Source organism: Mesorhizobium sp. CNPSo 4688, assembly GCF_057784295.1.
This window is the reverse complement of record NZ_JBWLUY010000004.1, coordinates 279137-300599: the sequence shown is the minus strand read 5'-3', so window position 1 is coordinate 300599 and position 21463 is coordinate 279137. Positions and strand designations below refer to the sequence as shown.

Annotated in this window: 20 protein-coding genes and 1 pseudogene; 8 read left to right on the top strand and 13 right to left on the bottom strand. The window is 63.2% G+C overall.

The window, feature by feature from the left end:
- Window positions 1-59: 59 nt before the first annotated feature.
- Entirely contained in the window at window positions 60-1244 is a 1185-nt protein-coding gene (nhaA, locus tag AC04SH_RS09520; RefSeq protein ID WP_488574809.1) for a Na+/H+ antiporter NhaA, read from the top strand.
- On the opposite strand, the gene AC04SH_RS09515 is transcribed toward nhaA, so the two are convergent.
- The 3 genes from AC04SH_RS09515 to AC04SH_RS09505 all read right to left on the bottom strand — a co-directional run bounded on the left by AC04SH_RS09515 (window position 1241) and on the right by AC04SH_RS09505 (window position 3730).
- The gene (locus AC04SH_RS09515; RefSeq protein ID WP_488574808.1) at window positions 1241-2266 is read right to left on the bottom strand and encodes an RNA polymerase subunit sigma-70; all 1026 of its coding nucleotides are present in this window, start codon (window positions 2264-2266) and stop codon (window positions 1241-1243) included. The two genes, nhaA and AC04SH_RS09515, sit on opposite strands and share 4 nt — an antisense overlap.
- A 43-nt stretch (window positions 2267-2309) precedes the next feature.
- Entirely contained in the window at window positions 2310-3056 is a 747-nt protein-coding gene (locus tag AC04SH_RS09510) for an SDR family NAD(P)-dependent oxidoreductase (RefSeq protein ID WP_488574807.1), read from the bottom strand.
- Window positions 3057-3229: 173 nt separating this feature from the next.
- Window positions 3230-3730 carry an MmcB family DNA repair protein gene (locus AC04SH_RS09505; RefSeq protein WP_488574806.1) on the bottom strand — a complete coding sequence of 167 codons (501 nt, stop codon included), beginning with the start codon at window positions 3728-3730 and terminating at the stop codon, window positions 3230-3232.
- Window positions 3731-4295: 565 nt separating this feature from the next.
- Between AC04SH_RS09505 and AC04SH_RS09500 the strand changes: the two genes are divergently transcribed.
- Complete coding sequence (locus AC04SH_RS09500) at window positions 4296-4616, top strand: hypothetical protein (protein WP_488574805.1); 321 nt, start codon at window positions 4296-4298, stop codon at window positions 4614-4616.
- Window positions 4617-5037: 421 nt separating this feature from the next.
- Here AC04SH_RS09500 and AC04SH_RS09495 read toward each other — a convergent pair whose 3' ends face one another.
- Both AC04SH_RS09495 and cueR read right to left on the bottom strand, forming a co-directional pair.
- A complete protein-coding gene (locus tag AC04SH_RS09495) occupies window positions 5038-5442 on the bottom strand; it encodes an OsmC family protein (RefSeq protein ID WP_488574804.1) in 405 nt (134 codons plus the stop codon).
- A 51-nt stretch (window positions 5443-5493) separates the two neighbouring features.
- Window positions 5494-5916, bottom strand: coding sequence for a Cu(I)-responsive transcriptional regulator (gene cueR / locus AC04SH_RS09490; RefSeq protein ID WP_477233521.1), 423 nt, complete (start codon window positions 5914-5916; stop codon window positions 5494-5496).
- A 226-nt stretch (window positions 5917-6142) separates the two neighbouring features.
- On the opposite strand from cueR, the gene AC04SH_RS09485 reads away from it, so the two are divergent.
- The gene (locus AC04SH_RS09485) at window positions 6143-6760 is read left to right on the top strand and encodes a L,D-transpeptidase (RefSeq protein WP_477233522.1); all 618 of its coding nucleotides are present in this window, start codon (window positions 6143-6145) and stop codon (window positions 6758-6760) included.
- 118 nt (window positions 6761-6878) lie between these two features.
- On the opposite strand, the gene AC04SH_RS09480 is transcribed toward AC04SH_RS09485, so the two are convergent.
- The 3 genes from AC04SH_RS09480 to trpS form a co-directional block, all read right to left on the bottom strand.
- Window positions 6879-7448 carry a NifU family protein gene (locus AC04SH_RS09480; protein WP_488574803.1) on the bottom strand — a complete coding sequence of 190 codons (570 nt, stop codon included), beginning with the start codon at window positions 7446-7448 and terminating at the stop codon, window positions 6879-6881.
- Window positions 7449-7649: 201 nt separating this feature from the next.
- Complete coding sequence (locus AC04SH_RS09475; protein ID WP_023672856.1) at window positions 7650-8141, bottom strand: universal stress protein; 492 nt, start codon at window positions 8139-8141, stop codon at window positions 7650-7652.
- A gap of 243 nt (window positions 8142-8384) precedes the next feature.
- Window positions 8385-9452, bottom strand: coding sequence for a tryptophan--tRNA ligase (gene trpS, locus AC04SH_RS09470; protein ID WP_488574802.1), 1068 nt, complete (start codon window positions 9450-9452; stop codon window positions 8385-8387).
- Between the two features lie 418 nt (window positions 9453-9870).
- On the opposite strand from trpS, the gene AC04SH_RS09465 reads away from it, so the two are divergent.
- A complete protein-coding gene (locus tag AC04SH_RS09465; RefSeq protein WP_488574801.1) occupies window positions 9871-10044 on the top strand; it encodes a hypothetical protein in 174 nt (57 codons plus the stop codon).
- Window positions 10045-10074: 30 nt separating this feature from the next.
- On the opposite strand, the gene murJ is transcribed toward AC04SH_RS09465, so the two are convergent.
- Genes murJ through AC04SH_RS09450 form a run of 3 tightly spaced genes read right to left on the bottom strand, consistent with a single transcriptional unit; the run spans window position 10075 to window position 15451 of the window.
- The gene (murJ, locus tag AC04SH_RS09460; RefSeq protein ID WP_488574800.1) at window positions 10075-11679 is read right to left on the bottom strand and encodes a murein biosynthesis integral membrane protein MurJ; all 1605 of its coding nucleotides are present in this window, start codon (window positions 11677-11679) and stop codon (window positions 10075-10077) included.
- A gap of 58 nt (window positions 11680-11737) precedes the next feature.
- The gene (locus AC04SH_RS09455; protein WP_488574799.1) at window positions 11738-14533 is read right to left on the bottom strand and encodes a [protein-PII] uridylyltransferase; all 2796 of its coding nucleotides are present in this window, start codon (window positions 14531-14533) and stop codon (window positions 11738-11740) included.
- A gap of 33 nt (window positions 14534-14566) precedes the next feature.
- A complete protein-coding gene (locus AC04SH_RS09450; protein ID WP_488574798.1) occupies window positions 14567-15451 on the bottom strand; it encodes a glycosyltransferase family 25 protein in 885 nt (294 codons plus the stop codon).
- Window positions 15452-15596: 145 nt separating this feature from the next.
- Here AC04SH_RS09450 and AC04SH_RS09445 point away from each other — a divergent pair, with 145 nt between their 5' ends.
- The 4 genes and pseudogenes from AC04SH_RS09445 to AC04SH_RS09430 all read left to right on the top strand — a co-directional run bounded on the left by AC04SH_RS09445 (window position 15597) and on the right by AC04SH_RS09430 (window position 20409).
- Window positions 15597-18095: a heavy metal translocating P-type ATPase gene (locus AC04SH_RS09445; protein ID WP_488574914.1), complete on the top strand. Its 2499-nt coding sequence runs from the start codon at window positions 15597-15599 to the stop codon at window positions 18093-18095.
- Window positions 18096-18138: 43 nt separating this feature from the next.
- Complete coding sequence (gene copM / locus AC04SH_RS09440) at window positions 18139-18522, top strand: CopM family metallochaperone (protein ID WP_488574797.1); 384 nt, start codon at window positions 18139-18141, stop codon at window positions 18520-18522.
- Window positions 18523-18667: 145 nt separating this feature from the next.
- A pseudogene (locus tag AC04SH_RS09435) lies at window positions 18668-19512 on the top strand (aldo/keto reductase).
- Window positions 19513-19599: 87 nt separating this feature from the next.
- Window positions 19600-20409: an MBL fold metallo-hydrolase gene (locus AC04SH_RS09430; protein WP_488574796.1), complete on the top strand. Its 810-nt coding sequence runs from the start codon at window positions 19600-19602 to the stop codon at window positions 20407-20409.
- Here AC04SH_RS09430 and AC04SH_RS09425 read toward each other — a convergent pair.
- Window positions 20406-20981 (bottom strand): TetR/AcrR family transcriptional regulator, encoded by a 576-nt coding sequence (locus tag AC04SH_RS09425; RefSeq protein ID WP_488574795.1) that lies wholly within the window; start codon window positions 20979-20981, stop codon window positions 20406-20408. The two genes, AC04SH_RS09430 and AC04SH_RS09425, sit on opposite strands and share 4 nt — an antisense overlap.
- An 8-nt stretch (window positions 20982-20989) precedes the next feature.
- A complete protein-coding gene (locus tag AC04SH_RS09420) occupies window positions 20990-21454 on the bottom strand; it encodes a nuclear transport factor 2 family protein (RefSeq protein WP_488574794.1) in 465 nt (154 codons plus the stop codon).
- Between the last annotated feature and the right edge of the window lie 9 nt (window positions 21455-21463).

Sequence of the window (21463 nt, the reverse complement as noted above, 5' to 3'; positions counted from 1 at the left end):
GCCATCGACCTTTGCGCATCATCGCTAAGGCCACGGGGAAACCCGATAACGGAGGAAACATGCGCGACGAGCGGCCGAAATCCATCCTTCGCGAATTCCTCGATGGCGAGGCGGCGGGTGGCATCATCCTGATGGTGGCGGCGGCGCTTGCGCTGATCGTCGCGAATTCGCCCCTGGCCGAAACCTATTTCGCCGCCCTCCACGCCTATCTCGGCCCGCTCAGCCTCTCGCACTGGATCAATGACGGCCTGATGGCGGTGTTCTTCCTGCTGGTCGGCCTGGAGATCAAGCGCGAGATGCTGGACGGCCAGCTCTCGACCTGGCCGCGCCGCGTGCTGCCGGGCGTCGCTGCCGCCGGCGGCATGCTGGTCCCGGCGCTGGTCTATGTCGCCATCAACCGCAACAATCCGGCCGCGCTCTCCGGCTGGGCGATCCCGACCGCCACCGACATCGCCTTTGCGCTCGGGGTGCTGTCGCTGCTCGGCAATCGCGTGCCGGCGTCGCTGAAAATCTTTCTCACCGCGCTCGCTATCATCGACGATCTCGGCGCCGTCATCATCATCGCCATCTTTTACACAAGCGGACTATCGCTCGCCTATCTTGGCGCCGCCTTCGCCGTCATCGCGGTGCTCGTCGTGCTCAACCGCATGCGGGTGACGACGCTGACGCCCTATCTCGTGCTCGGCGCCATCCTGTGGGTGCTGGTGCTGAAATCAGGCGTCCATGCGACGCTGGCCGGCGTTGCGCTGGCGCTCGCCATCCCGCTCAAAGTGTCTCCCGGCAGCGGCCACGATCTCGACCATTCGCCGCTGCACCGGCTCGAACACGGTCTGCACAAGATCGTGCCTTTCATCGTCATTCCGATCTTCGGCTTTGCCAATGCCGGCGTGTCGCTGGCCGGCCTCAGCGCCGCTGCCCTGGTCGAGCCGCTGACGCTCGGCGTTGCCGCCGGCCTCGTGCTGGGCAAGCTGGTCGGCGTCTTCGGCTCGTCGGCGCTGGCGATCCGGCTCGGCTTCGCCGACCTGCCGGTCAACGCCGGCTGGCTGCACATGATCGGCATTTCGCTGCTGTGCGGCATCGGCTTCACCATGAGCCTGTTCATCGGCTTGCTCGCCTTCGCCAACGACGTGGCGCTGCAGGACGCGGTCAAGGTCGGCATCCTGGCAGGCTCGTTCATCGCCGCACTGCTCGGCGCTGCCGTGCTGCTGATGGCGCCGGCCGTGGGGGAGATTGACGAAGACTAGATTGGCGGCAGGCCGAAAGCCGCGAACAGTTCGGGTCCGAGCGGCGGCACGTAGATCGTCAGCGAGGCGATTTTGCCGTCCGCAGCTTCGATGACATGCAGCGAATGCGGGCGCCACAATAGATCCTGATGGCTGCGTGCGTAGACGCCGACCGCCGGTTGGGCGTTGGCTCCGATGGCCACCGTGCGGTAGCCCGAAAAATTGCCCCAGACGGTCTCGAAGAAGGCATGGATCGCCTCGCGTCCCCGGTACCATTCCCGCCATGGTGGCATGTGGTAGGTGGCGTCTTCCTTCAAGAGCTCGATCAGGCCGTCGAGCTTGGCCGCCTGCCAGGCCTGCATGTAGCGCTCGAGCAGCAGCGCCTCTTGCCGGTTGGGCCGTGACCGCTGCTGCGGACGCCCCTGAGGATATCGCTCGCCCAGCGTTGCGCGGGCCCGCTGCAAGGCGCTGTTGATCGAAGCGGTCGAGCCGCCCAGCAATTGCGCCGTCTCGACAGCCGACCATCCCAGCACATCGCACAGAAGCAGAATGGCCCGCTGCCTGGGCGGCAGAAGCTGGATCGCCGCCACGAAGGCGAGTTGCACCGCTTCACGGGCTTCGTAGCGCGCTTCCGGACCGGGCTCGTCGTCAACGAGGTCCGGAAGCTCTGTGTCCGGATACGGCTCCAGCCAGGTGAACTCGGCGGCGGGCCCGCCGGTGGCCCGCCCGTCGGTCTCAGGTCGTCCGGGCTGCTGGAGAGTGCGATGCGCCGTCGACCTCGCCTTGATGGCGTTGAGGCAGCTGCGGGTGGCGATCGTATAGAGCCAGCCGCGCACCGAGCCCCGGCCGTCGAATTGCGACCTGCCGCGCCACGCCCTCAGCAAAGTGTCCTGGACAAGGTCGTCTGCCTCATGCAGCGAGCCCATCATCCGATAGCAATGGAGTTTGAGCTCGCGGCGGTGGGCCGCCGTCAAACGCTCGAAGGCCAGTCGATCGAGGATCGGCCGCCCCAGGGGCTCAACGGGGCCAAGAGCGTCTGTCATGGAGGAGCCTGCGGTGCTGAAGCTGCCTGGCATCGTGCGCGCCTCACGCCGCTGCCGCAAGTCCGCTGCCGCTGACGGCGAAGGAGCTGCCTTCCGATTTGCCTGTGGCGAGCGCGACCACCGCGCGGCCGACATCGGCCGGCGTCTGCATGTCGGTCATGCTCGCGAGGACGTCCGTAGGCTGAATGCCCAAATAGGCCGCAAAGCCATCGAGCCCGGCATCGCCTATGCCGGTCCCTGGCATGATGCGGGCCGGTGCGAGCGCCATAAAGCGCAGGTCCAGTCCAAGCCGATCCGATTCCTTCTGGCAATGACCGGCCAGGAACATCTGCATGCGTTTTGCGCCTGCATACCCGCCGGCGAACGGCGGTCCGCCGGTCAAGGCTGCACCACTGGAGATCAGCACAACCCGGCTGCCTGGTTTCAGCCGGCCCTGGAGCGCGGCCTTGCAGAACAGGAACGACGCTTTGACGTCCACTTCCCAGTTCACCGAGAAGTCCTCCCAGCTCTGATCCTGGACGGGCGCGGACGGAGCAAGGGCGCCGGCGCAGATCACCAGCACGTCCGGCTCGAGCGCGGCGAAAACCGCATCGGGTGCGGTCTCGTCGGTGGCGTCGACCGTAAGCGTCTTCACACCTGATGTCTCCCAGGAGAGTTCCTTCAGCGCCGCTGCACCGCGAGCAACGGCAAGCACTGTCGCGCCCTCGCCAAGCGCAGCCTCCACGATTGAGCGGCCGACGCCCCGGCTGCCTCCGACGACGACGACATTCTGACCTTGCAACGATCCCATGGATCACCTCTCTTTCCGGCCGCCGGACCATCCAACGCGCCTACTGATCAGGACAGCCGAGGTGATCGGAAATCATCGGTGCAGGTCAAAAAATTCTCTCAATGGATCGGCGGGCCTGCGCGAAGCCATGGTCGGGCACCAGCGGGACGCGCCACCGTCGGCCCGGCGCACGGTTATTCGCTCTCCCCCTCCAGCGCCGGCACAGCCACGCCCGCAAGCTCCGCCGCCAGCAGCCGCGCTGCACCCGCCCTTGCAATGCGCAGCATCAGCGCCTTGCGCGTCGCCGCCGCCATGCGGTGCTCCGGCGCATCGCGCAGGATTTCCGCACCGTAGCCGTCGGAAAGGATGAAACCGCATTCCTCGGGAAAAATCTCTGAGGGCACACCGGGATGGGTGGCGAAGAAGAAGCGATCGGAATGCAGCCGGTAGTCAGGCCATTTGCGGTCGACGCGAAAATCCTCGATCGAGGATTTGATCTCGATGATCCAGATGTCGCCTTGCCGGGTCAGCGCCACCAGATCGGCGCGCCGGCCCGTGGCCAGCGACAGTTCAGGCAGCATATGCATTCCCATCTGCATCAACAGCCGCTGCACGCCACGCCGCACCAGTATGGCGCGTTCCGACTGGCGGCCGTCGATCAGGGGATTGAGGGGAATCGGGGAAATGATCGGCATGGCAGCCACCATGCCAGATTTTGTTCACGGTTTGAACCTGTCTTATGTAGGCGATTATGTACTTTGCGAACACACAAGCCAAAGAGCGTCCCGGCGCTAGACCTTGCGGACTAGCATCGCTGCGAACTCATCCGGGTTTTTCGGCGTGATCGCTAGGAACCGAGGCCACCACCGTTTTTCGACTAAGACCACCTTCCGAGGCCAACGATTGACGATGCTGACGGTATTCCAAGGATGTGAGCCCAGATTCAAGATAGCGGCGAAATTGAACCGACCTTCGATGACGTGGGCGGCGACGATGTTCGTCGCTTTCAGCCGATAGATTGGCAGAAACCGAAAGAGTCGAATCTCAAAGCATTCGGGCGTCGCATAGAACTCCCAGAGCAAACCCCACATTTCTCATGTCCGTCGCTTGCTACCGCATCAGGCGCCTTCGCTCGCGCGATCCTTCCCGTGTTTGTAAGGTACATAATCGCCTCCCAAAAGGGGATTATGTACTTTACAAACGCCGCCCTGCCGATTGATCCCCGCTACGCTTGAGATAGGCTACTGGGGGATGCAAACCATGAAGCGTAGAACCACACTCACCGCGCTGCTCGTATCGTTGGCTACGATAGGCCTCATCTTGCTGGGGATTGGCCTTCTTGCTAGCGCGGGAATCGTAGCCGAGAAGGGTACTTGGCCGCATATTGTCGGTGGCTTCGTTGTGGTAGCGATGATGCCGATAGCGTTTGTAGCATTTCTGTCCTGTGTGTTTCCAGTTCTGACCACCCTTCTTCTTGCGGCTATGCCGCGAGAAAAGCTGATCCCGTATCTCAGAGTGTGGCCATTCAATTTCTTGCTCTGGAAGGAAGTCAGAGACGAGTTTGAGCCTACCTCAAGCTAGGTCTGCTTCTTACTCGTTCGTCTGAAGGTGGCAGTCGCTTTCGGATTTTGATCCCAGCATCAGCGCCCCATTAGGCGATTATCCGGTTGACAAAGCTGGCGCGACGACCTGATCCGAGCGTTCCGCGATCGCACCATATTTGGTCTGGGTGCGGTCTGGTATTAATCCGGGGCGGCCCTATGTCGTGCCAATCAACTTCCGTTCTTAGCTATAAGACGGCAGGACTAAAGTCTTGCGCCGTAAACGCAAAGGTCTGATGTAACCGCTTTGGTTCCGTTCTTGTCCATTGGACGTTCCGTATTTTAGTCAAACGAGATATTAGACCTACCGAAGTCAGCTTTCGTGCGCCACCCAGCCATGGCGGCCCGAACCGGCCCCGTTCCATACCATAGCGGCACCCTATCAACCCTGGGGCATGCCTTCAGGCCACCTCGATCGTCACCGGCACGCCCCGCCGCAGCGAGTTGCTGATCGCGGAAATCTCACCGGCTTTGTCGATGACCTTCCGGGGATCTGAACCGTCCAGTGTTTCGCAGGAAACGGTCATCGTGGCTGAGGTCGCCAGCAACGGCTTGCCGTCGAGGTTCACGGTCACGCTGACGGCGATCTTTCCCAGACCAACGCCCATCTCCTCGGCGACATAGCGCAGGTCGTTGCAGAAGCAGCCGCCGATCGCCAGCGCCAGTATCTGGGCGCCGTTGAAGCCCAGCCCCATGCCGCCGGCCTTGCCTTCGGGCCGGTCGACCACCACCGTATGTCCGCCGGCCCAGCCCATCGCGGCCTGCGTGCCCTCGACAGTGCGCAGTTCAACGGTTGCCGACATCATCGCTGGATCGCCCTCCCTGCGAAGCGCCGAAACCGCCCGGCGCCCAGTCCTTCAAGCCGTGGCCGAGGCCGGCCTGTCTCCAGCCGGCGCCGATCCCGCAATATCGTCCAGGATCGGGCAGTCCGGCCGGTCGTCGCCATGGCAGGCGTGGATCAGCTTCTGCAAGGTCGCGCGCATCGACTGCAGCTCGCGCACCTTCTCCTCGATCGCACTGACATGGGCGGCGGCGATCTCGCGCACGTCGTGGCTGGCGCGGCTGCGATCGCGATAAAGTGCCATCAACTGGCGGCAATCATCGATTGAAAAGCCGAGGTTGCGGGCGCGGCGCAGGAAGGCCAGCCGGTGGATGTCGTCGCTGGAATAATCGCGATAGCCATTGCCGGCGCGCGCCGGCGCGATCAGGCCGATCTCTTCATAGTAGCGGATGGTCTTGGCCGGCAGGCCGGACCGCACCGCGGCATCGCCAACATTCATAGTGGTTCCTCGATTCCGGGCCATCCGACAGGACCGCCCATTGTTTTTCCTTCACAATCCCGTGACCCCTGTTGCCGAAATGCCATAGTGGACGGCTTACCAGCAGGTAAGGTCTCGCATATAGGCATCGCGCGCTTGGCAAGCAAAGCAAATGCCAGCATGAATGATTTCAGGAAAAGCGGCCGCAACGTGCCGCTCGATTCTGGGCGGGGCATCGGACCATTTCATGCGCATGAAGTCATTTGCAATCGTCGCTGCACTTGCGTTGTCGACCGCGATCTCGGGTTGCAGCACGATCGGCTCGCAGCTCTTCAGCAACAACTACGGTGCGGTGAACGATGCAGGCTATCAGCTGCCGCGCATCCCGATCGAGAAAGTGCCGTTGAAGTACCACCGGCAGGAGGTGAATTACGACACCTCGGAAAAGCCGGGCACCATTGTCGTCGATACGCAGAACAAGTTTCTCTACTTCGTCGAAGGCGACGGCCGGGCGATCCGCTACGGCATCGGCGTCGGCCGCGAAGGTTTTGAATGGCACGGCACCGCCCACATCGCGCTGAAGCGCGAATGGCCGACCTGGACCCCGCCGCGGCAGATGATCCAGCGTCAGCCGGAACTGGCCAAGTTTGCCGGCGGCATGGAGCCGGGCCTGAAGAACCCGCTCGGCGCGCGCGCCATGTACCTGTTTAACAAGGGCGGCGACATGGGCTACCGCCTGCATGGCAGCCCGGAATGGAATTCGATCGGCAAGGCGATGTCGTCGGGCTGCATCCGGCTGATGAACCAGGATATCATCGACCTCTACGACCGCACGTCGGTCGGCGCCAAGGTCATTGTGATGTGATTACAGTTCGTGCGCGGACCGTCTAGGCAACAACGGACGTCCCAAACAGAAAACCGGGCAATTTGGCCCGGTTTTTTGTTTTTTACGGCACTGGCGGAGGATGTGCGCTGAGAAACTCTCAGGAAACCTGTTCGACTTGCTGTACTTCCGGCACAAAGTGGCGGAGCAGGTTCTGGATGCCGTGCTTCAGCGTCGCCGTCGACGACGGGCAACCGGCGCAGGCGCCCTTCATGTGCAGGAACACAGTGCCGTTCTCAAAGCCGCGGAAGGTGATGTCGCCGCCATCCTGGGCAACCGCCGGGCGCACCCTTGTGTCGAGCAGTTCCTTGATGGTGATGACCAGTTCCTCGTCGGCCTTGTCGTAGAATTCGCCGGTCTGGCTGGTCTCGGCGGCGGGGCCGGCATTGACCATGACAGGCGCGCCCGACATGAAGTGCTCCATGATGGCGCCGAGGATTGCCGGCTTCAGATGCTGCCAGTCGGGGCCATCCTTGGTCACGGTGATGAAGTCATAGCCGAAGAACACGCCGGTGATGCCGGGAATCTCGAACAGCCGGCCGGCCAGCGGCGAGGCGCTCGCGGCACTGTCGGCGTCGCGGAAGTCGGCGGTGCCTTCAACAAGCACTTCCTTGCCGGGCAGGAATTTCAGCGTTGCCGGGTTCGGCGTCGATTCGGTCTGGATGAACATGGCCGTCTCCGTGCCCCAGTCGGGCAGCTAGTTTGGAATAATTCTAAATAGGCTCAATTGGCTGGACATTCAAGCGAAACGCATCGCTCAAAGGGCTGGCTGGCGGAATGTTTTTGCTGGCGGGAATGAATCCCGGGCGGGCTCTAAATCGAAGAGCTTGATGTTATCCGAAAACCGCTTCACGTTTTTCGGCATCATGCTCTAGGCGAGGCTGTCGATCTCCTCGTCCGACAAATTCTGCGGCACCACTGTGACCGGAATAGGGAAGGCCGCGCCCTTGCCGGCGACAGCGCCGACCAGCGGTCCGGGACCTTCCTTGCCGGCGCCTGCCGCCAGCACCAGGATGGCGATATCCTGGTCTTCCTCGATCAGTTTGTGGATCTCTTCGGTCGGCTTGCCTTCGCGCACCACCATTTCGGGCTCGATGCCGAGCTTCTGGCGCACCTTGTTGGCATAGCCGTCCAGCGCCGCGCGCGCCGTGGCGTTGGCCTCCTCGCGCATGATCTTCTCGACGCCCAGCCAGTGCTGGAAATCGTCCGGTGTGATGATGTAGAGCAACACCAGCGTGCCGCTGGTGCTCTGCGCCCTCTTCGAGGCGTAGGCGACGGCGCGCTCGCACTCCGGCGTGTCGTCGATGATCGTCAGGAATTTCCTGCGATGGCCGGCTTCGCGACTGAGGCGTTTGGAGACCATGTCTATCTACTCGATGTGTTTTCGGCCGCAATCTGCCACCACGGCAGACCGGCGGCAAGCCGCCGGCCTTGTGCCAGTGTGGTGCAGTGCACTGTGACGGCTAGAGCATGATGCCGAAAAGTGTGAAGCGGTTTTCTCGGACAAACGGGAAACCGTTTGTCCAGGCATCATGCTCTATCTCTTTGATCTAGGGCCGGATTCAGATTTCAGGTCGATTCGACCTGAAATCATCCGGCTCTAGGCTCAGCCCTGCAGCAGGCCGATAATGTCGCGCACGGTCTTCATCGTGGTCTCGGCCAGCACCCCGGCTCGTTCGCCGCCATCCTTCAGCACCGCATCGACATAGGCGCGGTCGCCCTCGATGCGGCGCATCTCGCCGGCGATCGGCGCCAGCTTTTCCACGGCAAGGTCAGCCAGCGCCGGCTTGAACACGGAAAATTGCTGGCCGCCGAATTCCTTCAGCACGTCGGCCTTCGACATCTCGGCCAGCCCGGCATAGATGCCGACCAGGTTTTCCGCTTCCGGGCGGCTTTCCAGTCCGTCGATTTCGCTCGGCAAGGCCTCCGGGTCGGTCTTGGCCTTGCGGATCTTCTTCGAGATGGTGTCGGCATCGTCGGTCAGATTGATGCGCGACAGGTCGGACGGGTCCGATTTCGACATTTTCTTGGAGCCGTCGCGCAGGCTCATGATGCGCGCTGCCGGGCCGCCGATGACCGGTTCGGTGATCGGGAAAAAGCCGTTCACGGTCTCTTCGCCGACCTGCATCTCGACGCCGACGCCAAGGCTGGCGATGCGGCTCGAAAAGTCATTGTTGAATTTTTGCGCGATGTCGCGGGTCAGCTCCAGATGCTGCTTCTGGTCCTCGCCCACCGGCACATGGGTGGCGCGATAGAGCAGAATGTCGGCCGCCATCAGCGAGGGATAGGCAAGCAGGCCCAGCGAGGCATTCTCGCGGTCCTTGCCGGCCTTGTCCTTGAACTGCGTCATCTTGTTCATCCAGCCGATTCGCGCCACGCAGTTGAAGATCCAGGCAAGCTCGGCATGCTGCATGACCCGCGACTGGTTGAAGACGATGTGCTTCTTCGGGTCGATGCCCGAGGCAAGGAACGCCGCAGTGATCGAGCGGGTCTGGTCGGCGAGATCGTCATGGACGAGTTGCGCGGTCAGCGAATGCAGGTCGACGACGCAATAGATGCAGTCGGATGTATCCTGTAGTGCGACGAATTTCTTGATGGCGCCGAGATAGTTGCCGAGATGCAGATTGCCGGTCGGCTGGACGCCGGAAAAGACGAGCTGTTTGAAGGCGGTCATGGGTTCCTCATGGCTTGTGGAGGGCCGTTTCGCACGCGGCGAAAGTCTTGCGACGGCGCGCTTATGGACGAAGGCGTGGAGAGGATCAAGAGGCGGGGGATGGTCCCTGAGCAACTGTTTCAGGCGGACTACTTGTTCGTTTTGTTCGTATCACGCTTGTTGGGTCTGTATCTCGGCCTGACAGGTCCGCGCCGCCCCTCATTGTCCTGCCGGACATTTCTCCCCGTATATTGACGGGGAGAAAGATGCAGCCGTCGCCGATTTCGCCATCACCAGCGTTGCCAGGGAGGCGCAAGCGCCCGCCCAGCTTCTTTCTCCCCGTTTACGGGGAGAAATGCCCGGCAGGGCAATGAGGGGCGGCGCCGACATCGACATTCATGATATGGTGGGATGTGTCTTGCAGATAATGAGAAGATGGATGCCTCTCGCAGCTGACGACGACGAGCAAAGCGCGCCCAAGCGCCCACACGCCCGCGAGATGCCGCTGGAGACAGCGGCACGGCTTCGCGCCGAGTTCGGAATCCAACTTAGCAAGCAGGCTCGCGAACCCCTGCCACGCTCGGTCTACGACGAATTGTCTGGCGACGACTGATGCTTGCCGAGCGAGTCGCTACGGTCCGCCTTACGGATCTGGAGACGGTTCCTTAACGGGTGGCACCTTGCCCGATCCGCGTTTCACATTGCGCCGGATCATGCCGAAATCGGCGCCGCCTGTGGCAAAGGCGGTGACGAAATAGAGCAGGGCGCCGCCGGCCACCAGCGCCAGCAGCGTCGTCGCCTTGATCACCAAGGGCGAGCCGGGGCCGAGCCTGACGGCCAGCCAATGCTCGGCGAAATAGAGTGCTGCCGCCATGACCGCCGCCGACAGCACCAGGCGCGGGATGCGCTTGAGCAGTGGCACATCGCGCCCCCAATGGCCGCGCCGGATCAGCACTGCAAGCAGCATCATAGCGTTGACCCAGCCGGCGACAGCCGATGCCACGGCAATGCCGGGTGCACCCATCGTCGGAAACAGCGTCAGCGCGGTGGCCACGTTCACGCCGACCGAAATGGCGGCGAACATCATCGGCGTGCGGGTATCCTCGCGGGCGAAGTAGCCGGGGGTGAAGGCCTTGATCAGCACGAAGGCCGGTAGGCCGAGGCCGAAGATCGCCAGGATCGCCGCCACCGTCGGCGTCGAGCCGTTGGCTGCGAAGGCGCCGCGCTCATAGACCAACCGCACGATCGGCTCGGACATCACCCAGAGGGCCGCCGCCGCCGGCAAGGTCATGAACAAAGTGAACTCGACCGAGCGGTTCTGCAGATTGGCCGCCTCGACCAGATTGCCCGACTTCAGCGCCCGCGACAGTTCCGGCAAAAGCACGATCGCCACCGCGACGCCGACGACGCCGAGCGGCAGCTGGTAGATGCGGTCGGCATAGGCAAGCGAGGACACGGCGCTGTCCTGCGCCGAGGCGATCGCCGTGCCGATCAACTGGTTGATCTGGGTGATGCCGCCGGTGATCGCCGCCGGCAGCGCCAGGATCAGCAGCCGCTTGACGTTGGGCGTCATCTTCGGCCGGCGAAAGCCGATTGCGATGCCGGCATTGCGCACCGCGATCCAGACGATGGCGAGCTGCACCAACCCCGCCGCCAGGACGCCCCAGGACAGGCTGAAGCCGACATCATGCGCATCCATGCCGTGGTACCAGGCGTAACCGAGCACGCTGATCAGGATGATGTTGAGGAAGGCCGGTGCGACGGCAGCCGCGAAATAGCGGCGCAGCGAATTCAGCATGCCGGCCATCATGGCCGCGAGCGACATGCAGATGAGATAGGGGAACATGATCGTCGCAAGCAGGACGGTCGTCTCGAACTTGCCCGGCGTGTCGGCAAAGCCCGGCGCCACCAGATAGCGCACGATCAGCGGCATCGCCAGTTCCATGACGATGGTCAGCGCCAGCAGCGCCGAGAACAGCACGCCGAACACTTCCTCCGAAAAGCGCTTGGCGCCGTCGGTGCCGTGGGTCTCGATCTCCTTGGCAAACAGCGGCACGAAGGCGGCGTTGAACGCGCCCTCGGCAAACAGCCGGCGGAACGTGTTGGGAAACTGGAACGCGGCGTTGAAGGCGTCCGCCACCGGCCCAGTGCCGAGTGCGGCCGCCATCAGCATTTCGCGGCCAAAGCCGAGCGCGCGGCTCATCAGCGTGCCGGACGCAACTGTGGCGAATTTCTTGACGAGGCTCATGCGCGCGGAGATTGCCTAGATGATTGGGAGAAAGGGGGTGATTGGGACAAAGTGATGGTCACTCGGCCGCCGCCTTGGCCTTGCCGCCGCGCTCGGGGACCACGCCCTCGAGCGCTGTAATAAGCCTGGTGCGGATGGCGGCGGTGCGCGCCGGGCTGTCGATCTTCTGTCCCGTCAGGTCGGTGACATAGAAGGTGTCGATGACCTTCTCGCCGAAGGTGGTGATGTGGGCCGAGGCGATGTCGAGCGACAGGTCGGACAGCGTTCCGGTGATCTCCGACAACAGCCCGGGCCGGTCCAGGCCCTCGACCTCGATGACCGAAAAACGGTTCGACAGCGTGTTGCGGATTTCGGCGCGCGGCGGGATCTTGAACACCTTGGCGCCGCGCCGTGGCTTGGTGCGCTTTTCGATCATCTCCGGCAGCCAGCTCTTGCCCGACAGCACGTCCTCGATCAGCCGGCCGACGCGCTCGGCCCGGCGGCGCTCGTCCTCGTCGCGGTCGAACTCCCTGGAGATCAGGATGATGTCCAGCGCGCGGCCGTCGGATGTGGTGAAGATCTGCGCGTCGACGATGTTGCCGCCGGCCCCCGCACAGGCGCCGGCAATGACAGAGAGCAGGCGCGGATGGTCCTGCGCCAGCACGGTGATCTCGGTCACCGCCTCGAACTGGTGGGTCCTGACGACGGTGGCGAGCTTCTTGCCCGCCGCGTCCGCCTCGCGGATGAATTCGGCATGGCGCAACTGGTCGGCAAGGTCGACGGTCAAGAGGTAATTCTCATAGTGCAGGCCGACATAGCGCTTGCGCGCCTTGTCCGGCCAGTCGGCCAGCGCCTCGGCCAGCCGTTCGCGAGATGCCGCCGTGCGCTGGGCGCGCGACACTTCCGAAAAACCGCCGGTCAACAAGAGTTCGGTCTCGTAGTAGAGCGTGCGCAGGAGTTGGCCTTTCCAGCCGTTCCAGACGCCCGGACCGACGCCTCTGATGTCGCATACGGTGAGAATCAGCAGCATCTTCAGCCGTTCGACCGACTGCACGATCGCGGCGAAATCCTCAATCGTCTTGCGGTCGTTGAGGTCGCGGGTCTGCGCCGTCATCGACATGACGAGATGGTTCTCGACCAGCCAGGCGACGGTCTCGGTATCGGCGGCCGACAGCCCCATGTGCGGGCAGATGCGCCGCGCGATCCGGGCGCCCGCCTCGGAGTGATCCTCGGGCCGCCCCTTGGCGATGTCATGCAAGAGCACGGCGACATAAAGCGCCTCGCGGCTCTTCTTCAGCCCCGGCATCAGCGTGTGCGACAGCGGATGCACCTTTTCGCCATCGCCGCGCTCGATCTCGGCCAGCACGCCGATGCAGCGGATCAGGTGCTCGTCCACCGTATAGTGGTGGTACATCGAGAACTGCATCATGGCGACGATCTTGCCGAAGTCGGGGATCAGCTTGCCGAGCAGGCCCGCCTCGTTCATGCGCCGCAAATTGAGCTCGGCATTGCGGTCCGAGGTCAGGATGTCGAGGAACAGCCGGTTGGCTTCCAGGTCGCGCCGCAGCGACTTGTTGACGAGACCGAGCGAACGGGTGAGCAGCTTCAGTGCATCGGGATGGAATTCGAGCCCGTGCTTGTCGGCAAACCAGAACAGCCTGAGCAGATTGACCGGGTCGCGCTCGAAGACTGTGTCGTCGGCGACGTTGATGCGATGGTTGTCGACGATGAAATCAGAGGTGCCGGCCAGCTTGCGCTTGCGGCGCTGGAAGGTGAGGAAGATGCGGTTGAAGCCCGGCACGTGCTTGGCCTGCTCTTCCTCGAGCGCGGCGCAGAAGATGCGGGTAAGGTCCCCGACATCCTTGGCGACGAGAAAATAGTGCTTCATGAAGCGCTCGACCGCCGACAGGCCGGGATGGGTGGTGTAACCGAGACGCTCGGCGATTTCGCGCTGGATGTCGAAATGCAGCCTTTCCTCGGGCTTGCCGGTGAGGAAATGCATGTGGCAGCGCACCGCCCACAGAAAGTCCTCGGCCTTGAGGAACTCCCTGTATTCGGCCTCGGTGAAAACGGCCTTGTCGACCAACTCCTCGCCGGTGCGCACGCGATAGAAGTATTTCGCGATCCAGAACAGCGTCTGCAAGTCGCGCAGGCCGCCCTTGCCGTCCTTGACGTTGGGCTCGACCAGATAGCGGCTTTCGCCGGCCTTGGCATGGCGCTCGTCGCGCTCGGCGAGCTTGGCCTGCACATATTCCGGCCCGGTGGTGCGCACCACTTCATGGTCGAAGCGGATCAGCAATTCGTCAAAGAGCTTTTGCTCTCCCCACAGGAACCGGGCCTCCAGGATCGAGGTGCGGATGGTGATGTCGCTGCGCGACAGCCTCAGGCACTCGTCGATGTTGCGGGTGGCGTGGCCGACCTTCAGCCCGAGGTCCCACAGCATATAGAGCATGTATTCGACGATCTGTTCGCCCCACGGCGTCTGCTTGTAGGGCAGCAGGAACAAGAGGTCGATGTCGGAACCCGGCGCCAGCGTGCCGCGACCATAGCCGCCGACCGCGACGACGGCCATGCGTTCGGCGGTCGACGGGTTCTTCACCCGATAGACATGGGTCGCGGCGAACTCGTAGAGGGCACGGATGATCTCGTCCATGAGATGCGACAGCCGGGCAGCACAGGCCGCGCCGCTGCCATCGTCCATCAGCATGCGCTCGGCGACCTTGCGGCCCTCGGTCAGGCGTCCCTTCAACAGCTTGAGCGCGCCGACGCGCGCGCCGGACTCGGCGCCGTTGCCGGCAGAGGTCAGCGCCGTCATCTCGCGGCGCAAGGCCTCGCTGTCGATCAGCTCGTCGAGCTTGAGGGAGATTGTTGCCATAGATTGCCGGTTGGCCTCGCCTTTGCGCGGCGTCTATAGCGCGTTTTCGCGATGCTGGGTATGGGGCGGACGGACGCGTCGGCCGCGATACTCGAACGGGATGATTTTCTCCCGCCGTAACTGGAAGAGATCGGTGATTTGCCTCGCCAGTCGCCTTATCTCGATCCCTACCTTGGCCGCAATCGGCTTGTGGCGCTTCGTGCCCATCCCGCTTGCCACCCGTTCCTCTGTGCGCTCCTGCTTGAGCAGGCTCGGCAATTGCACTGGTCCGCCGCCAAGGAACTGAGCCTGCAGGCACAAAGCCGGCACAAGCTGATAAATGATCTTGTCGGACGAAGTCGCAAAACGCGGATTGAAGACGAGATGATCGACGGGCATGGCGATCTCATTCGTCGCCTCGATGAGGTCTCGTGCAGCCTGTCTCGACAGGATGTACCCGGCCGCGCCGATATGGACGGCGTGCAGCCTGCTCGCAGAAAAACCGTGGCCACAAGCGACCCCCTTGCGTGAAATCACGGTTCGATTGAAGAACGTTTCCAGCTTGACAATGTCCGCATCGGCGGGGATCCAGCCCATATCGGCAAGCAAAGCGCCGGCATTGTCAGAGAAGACGACATCGTCCTCGAAGATGGCGCCATAGGCGTCATCGCCTGCCGCGATCATCGACCAGCACTGTTTGTGACTGAGCAGGCAAGCGATCTCGGTGTCGGCCATACGCAAACGCTTTTTCCTTTGCGGCATTTCGGCCAGATCAGGCCGATCGCGCGCGTCGATGGCGACGACCCGTTCAAAGGCGACGCCGATGCGGGCGAACTCGGCCGTCATATGGGCGAGGCGGTCGCGGGACCGATCGAGATTGATGACCAGGCATTTCATGTGGGTGGGTTCGATGCAGCGGATGCGGTTGGTCGCGTCCATAACATAGGAAAGAAATTGCGTAAGCGACTTTTCCCTCGATGCCGTCCGATGGCGGCCATGATCGAAAAGTGGAAATCACCCCTTGACCTTCCAGTTACTGGAAGCACTACCTCCGCATCCAGACAGACATGAAGGCATTTATTCGATGGCGCATTCCGAGCATCACCACCATGGCGGCTGCTGTGCGGCAAAGGCGGCTGCACCGGCCCCCGAGGCCGTGGTGCGCGATCCCGTCTGCGGCATGAGCGTCGATCCGGCCGCGGGCAAGCCGTCGGCAGAGCATGGCGGTCGTCTCGTTCACTTCTGCAGCGAAGGCTGCCGCACGAAATTCGTCGCTGAGCCTGAAAAATACCTGACCGCCATCGACCCTGTTTGCGGAATGAGCGTCGACCGCGCCACCGCGACGCATTTTCTCCGGCACGAAGGCCAGGGTTTCTATTTCTGCTCGGCCGGTTGCCAGGCGAAGTTTGAGGCCGAGCCGCAAAAATATCTCGGCGACAGGCCGGCACTGCTGCCAATGCCGAAAGGCACGCAATACACCTGCCCGATGCATCCCGAGATCATTCGCGACAAGCCCGGCTCGTGCCCGATTTGCGGCATGGCGTTGGAGCCGATGGGCGTACCCACTGGCGATGAGGGCCCGAACCCGGAATTGGTCGACTTCACCAGGCGCTTCTGGGTCAGTACGGTGCTGTCCGCGCCGCTGCTGATCGTCGCCATGGCGCCGATGCTCGGCCTGACCTTCCAGGCCTTTGTCGACGAGCGCACGATGGTTTGGCTCGAACTGGCGCTGGCGAGCCCCGTGGTGCTGTGGGCGGCCTTTCCGTTCTTCCATCGCGGATGGGATTCACTGGTCAACCGCAGTCCCAACATGTGGACGCTGATTTCGCTCGGTGTGGGTGCCGCCTATCTCTACAGCGTCGTGGCCACACTGTTTCCGGACATCTTTCCGCATCAGTTCCGCGGTCATGGCGGCACCGTGCCGGTCTATTTCGAGGCCGCCGCCGTCATCGTCGCGCTGGTGTTCCTCGGCCAGGTCCTCGAATTGCGGGCGCGCGAAAAGACCGGCTCGGCCATCCGCGCGTTGCTCGACCTGGCGCCGAAGACGGCACGGCTGATCGGAGCGGATGGCTCCGAGACCGACGTGCCGCTCGACGCCGTCAAGGCCGGCGACAGGCTGCGCATCCGTCCGGGCGATGCCGTGCCGGTCGACGGCATCGTGCTTGAGGGTCGCTCCTCGGTCGACGAATCGATGATATCGGGCGAGCCGATGCCGGCCGAAAAGACCGAAGGCGATGCCTTGACCGGCGGCACGCTCAACAAGAACGGTTCGCTGATCATGCGCGCCGAAAAGGTCGGCGCCGAGACCACGCTTTCGCGCATCGTCGAGCTGGTGGCCAAGGCGCAGCGTTCGCGCGCGCCAATCCAGGGCCTGGCCGACCGCGTCTCCTTCTACTTCGTGCCTGCGGTCGTGCTGGTCGCGCTTGCTGCCTTTGCCGCCTGGGCGGTCTACGGCCCCGAGCCTAGCCTGATCTTCGCCATCGTCTCGGCGGTGTCGGTGCTGATCATCGCCTGTCCCTGCGCGCTCGGCTTGGCGACGCCGATGTCGATCATGACCGCGACCGGACGCGGGGCGCACGCCGGTGTGCTGATCAAGGAAGCCGCCGCTCTGGAACGTTTCGCCTCGGTCGATACGCTCATTGTCGACAAGACCGGCACCTTGACTGAAGGCAAGCCTCGCTTGACCGATGTCGTCGCGGTCGAAGGCCTGTCGGAGAATGAATTGCTGGCGCTCGCCGCCGGCCTGGAAAAAGGCTCGGAGCATCCGCTGGCCGAGGCCATCGTCGGCGGCGCCGGTGAGCGTGGCCTGACAATCGAAGAGGCCAGTGGCTTCGAAGCCGTCACCGGCAAGGGCGTCTCCGGCACGGTTTCGGGCAGGAAAGTCGCGCTCGGCAACGCTGCCATGATGGCCGATCTCGGCATCGATACCGTCTCCCTGTCTGCCAGGGCAGAGGGGCTGCAGGCCGAAGGCAAGACCGTGATGTTCGTTGCGGTGGACAGAAAATTGGCGGGCATCGTCGCTGTCGCCGATCCGGTCAAGGCAACCACCGCAGAGGCGATCCGGGCGCTGCATGACAGAGGCTTGAGGATCATCATGGCGACCGGCGACAATGAGCGCACGGCACGCGCCATCGCCAAAAGCCTCGGCATCGACGACGTGCGCGCCGGCCTGCTGCCGGAGCAGAAGGCGGCATTGGTCGAGGAACTGCGCGCCAAGGGCACCGGCGTCGCCATGGCCGGCGACGGCGTCAACGACGCACCCGCACTTGCCGCCGCCGATGTCGGCATCGCCATGGGCACGGGCGCCGACGTTGCGGTCGAAAGCGCGGGGATCACCCTGGTCAAGGGCGACCTCAACGGCATCGTTCGGGCGCGAACGCTGGCCCAGGGGACGATCCGCAACATCCGCCAGAATCTGTTCTTCGCCTTCCTCTACAATGTGCTTGGCGTGCCGGTCGCCGCCGGCGTGCTCTATCCGCTGACCGGCACACTTTTGTCGCCGATGCTGGCGGCGGCGGCGATGAGCCTGTCCTCGGTTTCGGTGATAGCCAACGCATTACGGTTGAGGACGTTGAAACTCTAGGCGAAGCCCCCAAATACGAAGTCCAATCAACAGGAGATCATGGATGACCTTGGCTAAGAAGATCGTGCTTTTGCTGATGGCGGCGGGAATGCTGCTTGCCGTTTTCCTCGAAAGCGTTCCGGCGCAATCCGAAGAGATGAAACATGACATGGCAGGCATGGGCGCAACAGGCCCTTCGACCGACGGCTACAAGGCGGCGATGGACAAGATGCACACCGACATGATGATCGAATATTCCGGCAATGCCGATGTCGATTTTGTGCGCGGCATGATCCCGCATCATCAGGGCGCGATCGACATGGCCAAGGTGGAACTTGCCAATGGCAAGGATCCCGAAATCCGCAAACTGGCCGAAGGCGTGATCGCCGCCCAGGAAGCCGAGATCAAGCAAATGCAGGCTTGGCTCGCCGCCAATCCGGTGAAGTAGGGCAGCAGTTGCCGTGCGGGAGAGATCCATTCTGGATTTCTCCCTGTGCCTGTGATGGCATACGCACCGACCGCCACTCCAGCAATTCCAGGAAAAGTGCGAGCGGTTTTCCGTTCGGAATTGCGTAAACAAAGATAGAGCCTCTATGCCCACGACGATCAGAACCACCACGCTGCCTTCGGGCGAGGCCGTCCAGGTGCTGGGACAGGGCACATGGAAGATGGGCGAGGATTCCCGCCGCCGTGCCGGCGAGGTCAACGCCCTGAAGCTCGGGCTGGACCTCGGCATGACGCTGATCGACACCGCCGAAATGTATGCCAGCGGCGGTGCCGAGGAGGTGGTGGCTGAGGCCATTGCCGGGCGTCGCGACGACCTCTTTCTCGTTTCGAAAGTGCTGCCGTCAAACGCCTTCGCGCCGGCGTGGCGCGGGCCTGCGAAAACAGCCTGAAGCGCCTGCGCACCGACCGCATCGATCTCTATCTCCTGCACTGGCCGGGCAGCGTGCCTCTGTCTGAAACCGTCGAGGCTTTCGAAGCGCTGAAGAGGGCCGGCAAGATCCGCCACTGGGGCGTCAGCAATTTCGACACCGACGAGATGGAGGAACTGACCGGGCTGCGCTTGGGCGGCAATGTCCAGACCAATCAGGTGCTCTACAATCTGTCGCGGCGCGGCCCGGAATTCGATCTCGGGCCATGGAGCCGGCAACGCGGCATTCCGCTGATGGCCTATTCGCCGGTCGAGCAGGGCGCACTCGCGCGCAATGCCAGGCTGGAGACCATCGCCGCCCGCCACAACGCCACGGCGGCACAGATCGCGCTTGCCTGGGTGATGGCGCAGCCAGGTGTTATCGCCATCCCGAAGGCCAGCAGCCAGGACCATGTCCGCCAGAATGTCGCCGCGCTCGACATCAAGCTGACGGCTGAGGATTTCACCGAGCTCGACCGCGCTTTCCCGCCGCCGACCCGCAAGCGCGGGCTGGAGATGATCTAGAGCAATTCCGCGTTTCCGCGAAGCGGCGAACTGCTCTAAGTAAACAGGCTTTCGGAAGAGATTTTCCAGCGAAACAGAGAGCAAGCATTGGAACGAATTTCAGCTGGGCCTCATCACACCGCGTACAAGATCGGACATATCACGGTCACGTCGCTGCGTGACGGTTACGTCGACATGCCGATCAGGCGGCTGCGCCAGCCGGGAGACATTGCATTCGGCGATGACCTGCCGTCGCAGGTATCACTCGTCGACGGTGCGCTCAGGCTATCGGTCAACGCGTTTGCCATCGATGACGGCAACGACATTACGCTCATCGACACGGGCTCTTCGAACGCCTGGCACCCGACAATGGGACATCTGCCCGAGGCGCTGCGCGAGGCGAAGATGGCCACCGATCGGATTCGGACCGTTGCCTTCACCCACACCCATCTCGACCATATCCACGGGCTGATCCTTGCCGATGGTCGGGACGGCTTCCAGCAGCTCTCTCGTCTGCTTGTCCCGCGCGCTGAGCTCGGCATGTTCCGGGAAGTGGCGAGGCTGGAACGCTTCCACGACCGAGCACAGCCTTTCGACGCCGGGCAGCGTCTGGGCGCGAACATCGAGACCATCGCCGCCGCCGGCCATGAAGTCGGGCACACGTGCTTTCGCGTGACGGGTGCCGGCGAAACACTGTTGATCTGGGGCGACATCGTGCATGTGCCGTCGCTTCAGTTCGAAAACCCGGAGATCACGTGGGAATTCGACGCCGACCAGGAACAGGCACGCACAAGCCGATTGCGACTGTTGGCCCTTGCCGCCGACAACGCCTGCTTCGTTGCGGGAGCGCATCTCGATTCACCGGGAGTCGGCCGGGTTTTTCGAACCGAGACAGGCTTCCGCTTCGAACCTGTCTAGATATCGTCGCCTGCTTTCAGCCCCAACCGCATGCGCGTCCTGCGCAGCGCGCGCGAAAACATGCCGGCATCGTCGACGGCGCGGGCAAGCGTGAGCGCGCCCTGGATGGCGGCGACGGCTTCTTCGGCAAGCTCGGCTGCCTCGGTCGCTCCGTGCCCGTCTCGCGCCAGCGCATCGGCGAGGTGCCCGACCCAGCGGCCGAAATAGTCCCTGATCTGGCTGGCGAAGAGATCGCGCGATTCCTCCAGCGCGAAGGCGCCGATCAGGCACACCCGGCGGCCGGAGCGGAAATAGCTGTCGGTCGCCTCGAACATATGCTCGATCCCGGCTCGCGGATTGGGGCCGTCGCACAAGGGTGCGAAGACATTGTCCTCGAACCAGCCGTCGATATGGGCGATGACGGCCCCTGCCATCTCTTCCTTGCCGCTGGGGAAGAAGTGGTAAAGGCTTCCCTTGCCCAGCCCCGTCGCCGCGCCGATCAGCGCGATGCTCGCGCCCTCAAAGCCGTGTTCGCGAAAGACCTCAGCCACCATCGCCAGCAGCTGGTCGCGGTCGGGTGCGATGCGCCGCATTAGCGACTTTACAGCCCGAGTTCGGTCAGGCCCGGATGGTCGTCCGGCCGGCGGCCGAGCGGCCAATGATACTTGCGATCGCTCTCGGCGATCGGCAGGTCGTTGATGCTGGCGACGCGGCGTCGCATCAGCCCGGCTTCGTCGAACTCCCAGTTCTCATTGCCGTAGGAGCGGAACCAGTGGCCGCTGTCGTCGCGCCATTCATAGGCAAAGCGCACCGCGATGCGGTTGTCGTTCCAGGTCCACACTTCCTTGATCAGGCGGTAGTCCAGCTCGCGCGCCCATTTGCGCTTGAGGAAGCCGACGATCTCGCTTCTGCCGGAAACAAACTCGGCGCGATTACGCCATGTGCTGTCCTCGGTATAGGCGAGCGAAACCCGTTCCGGGTCGCGGCTGTTCCAGGCGTCTTCCGCGAGGCGCGCCTTTTGCGCCGCTGTTTCGGCCGTGAACGGCGGCAATGGCGGACGGCTCATGAAAATCTC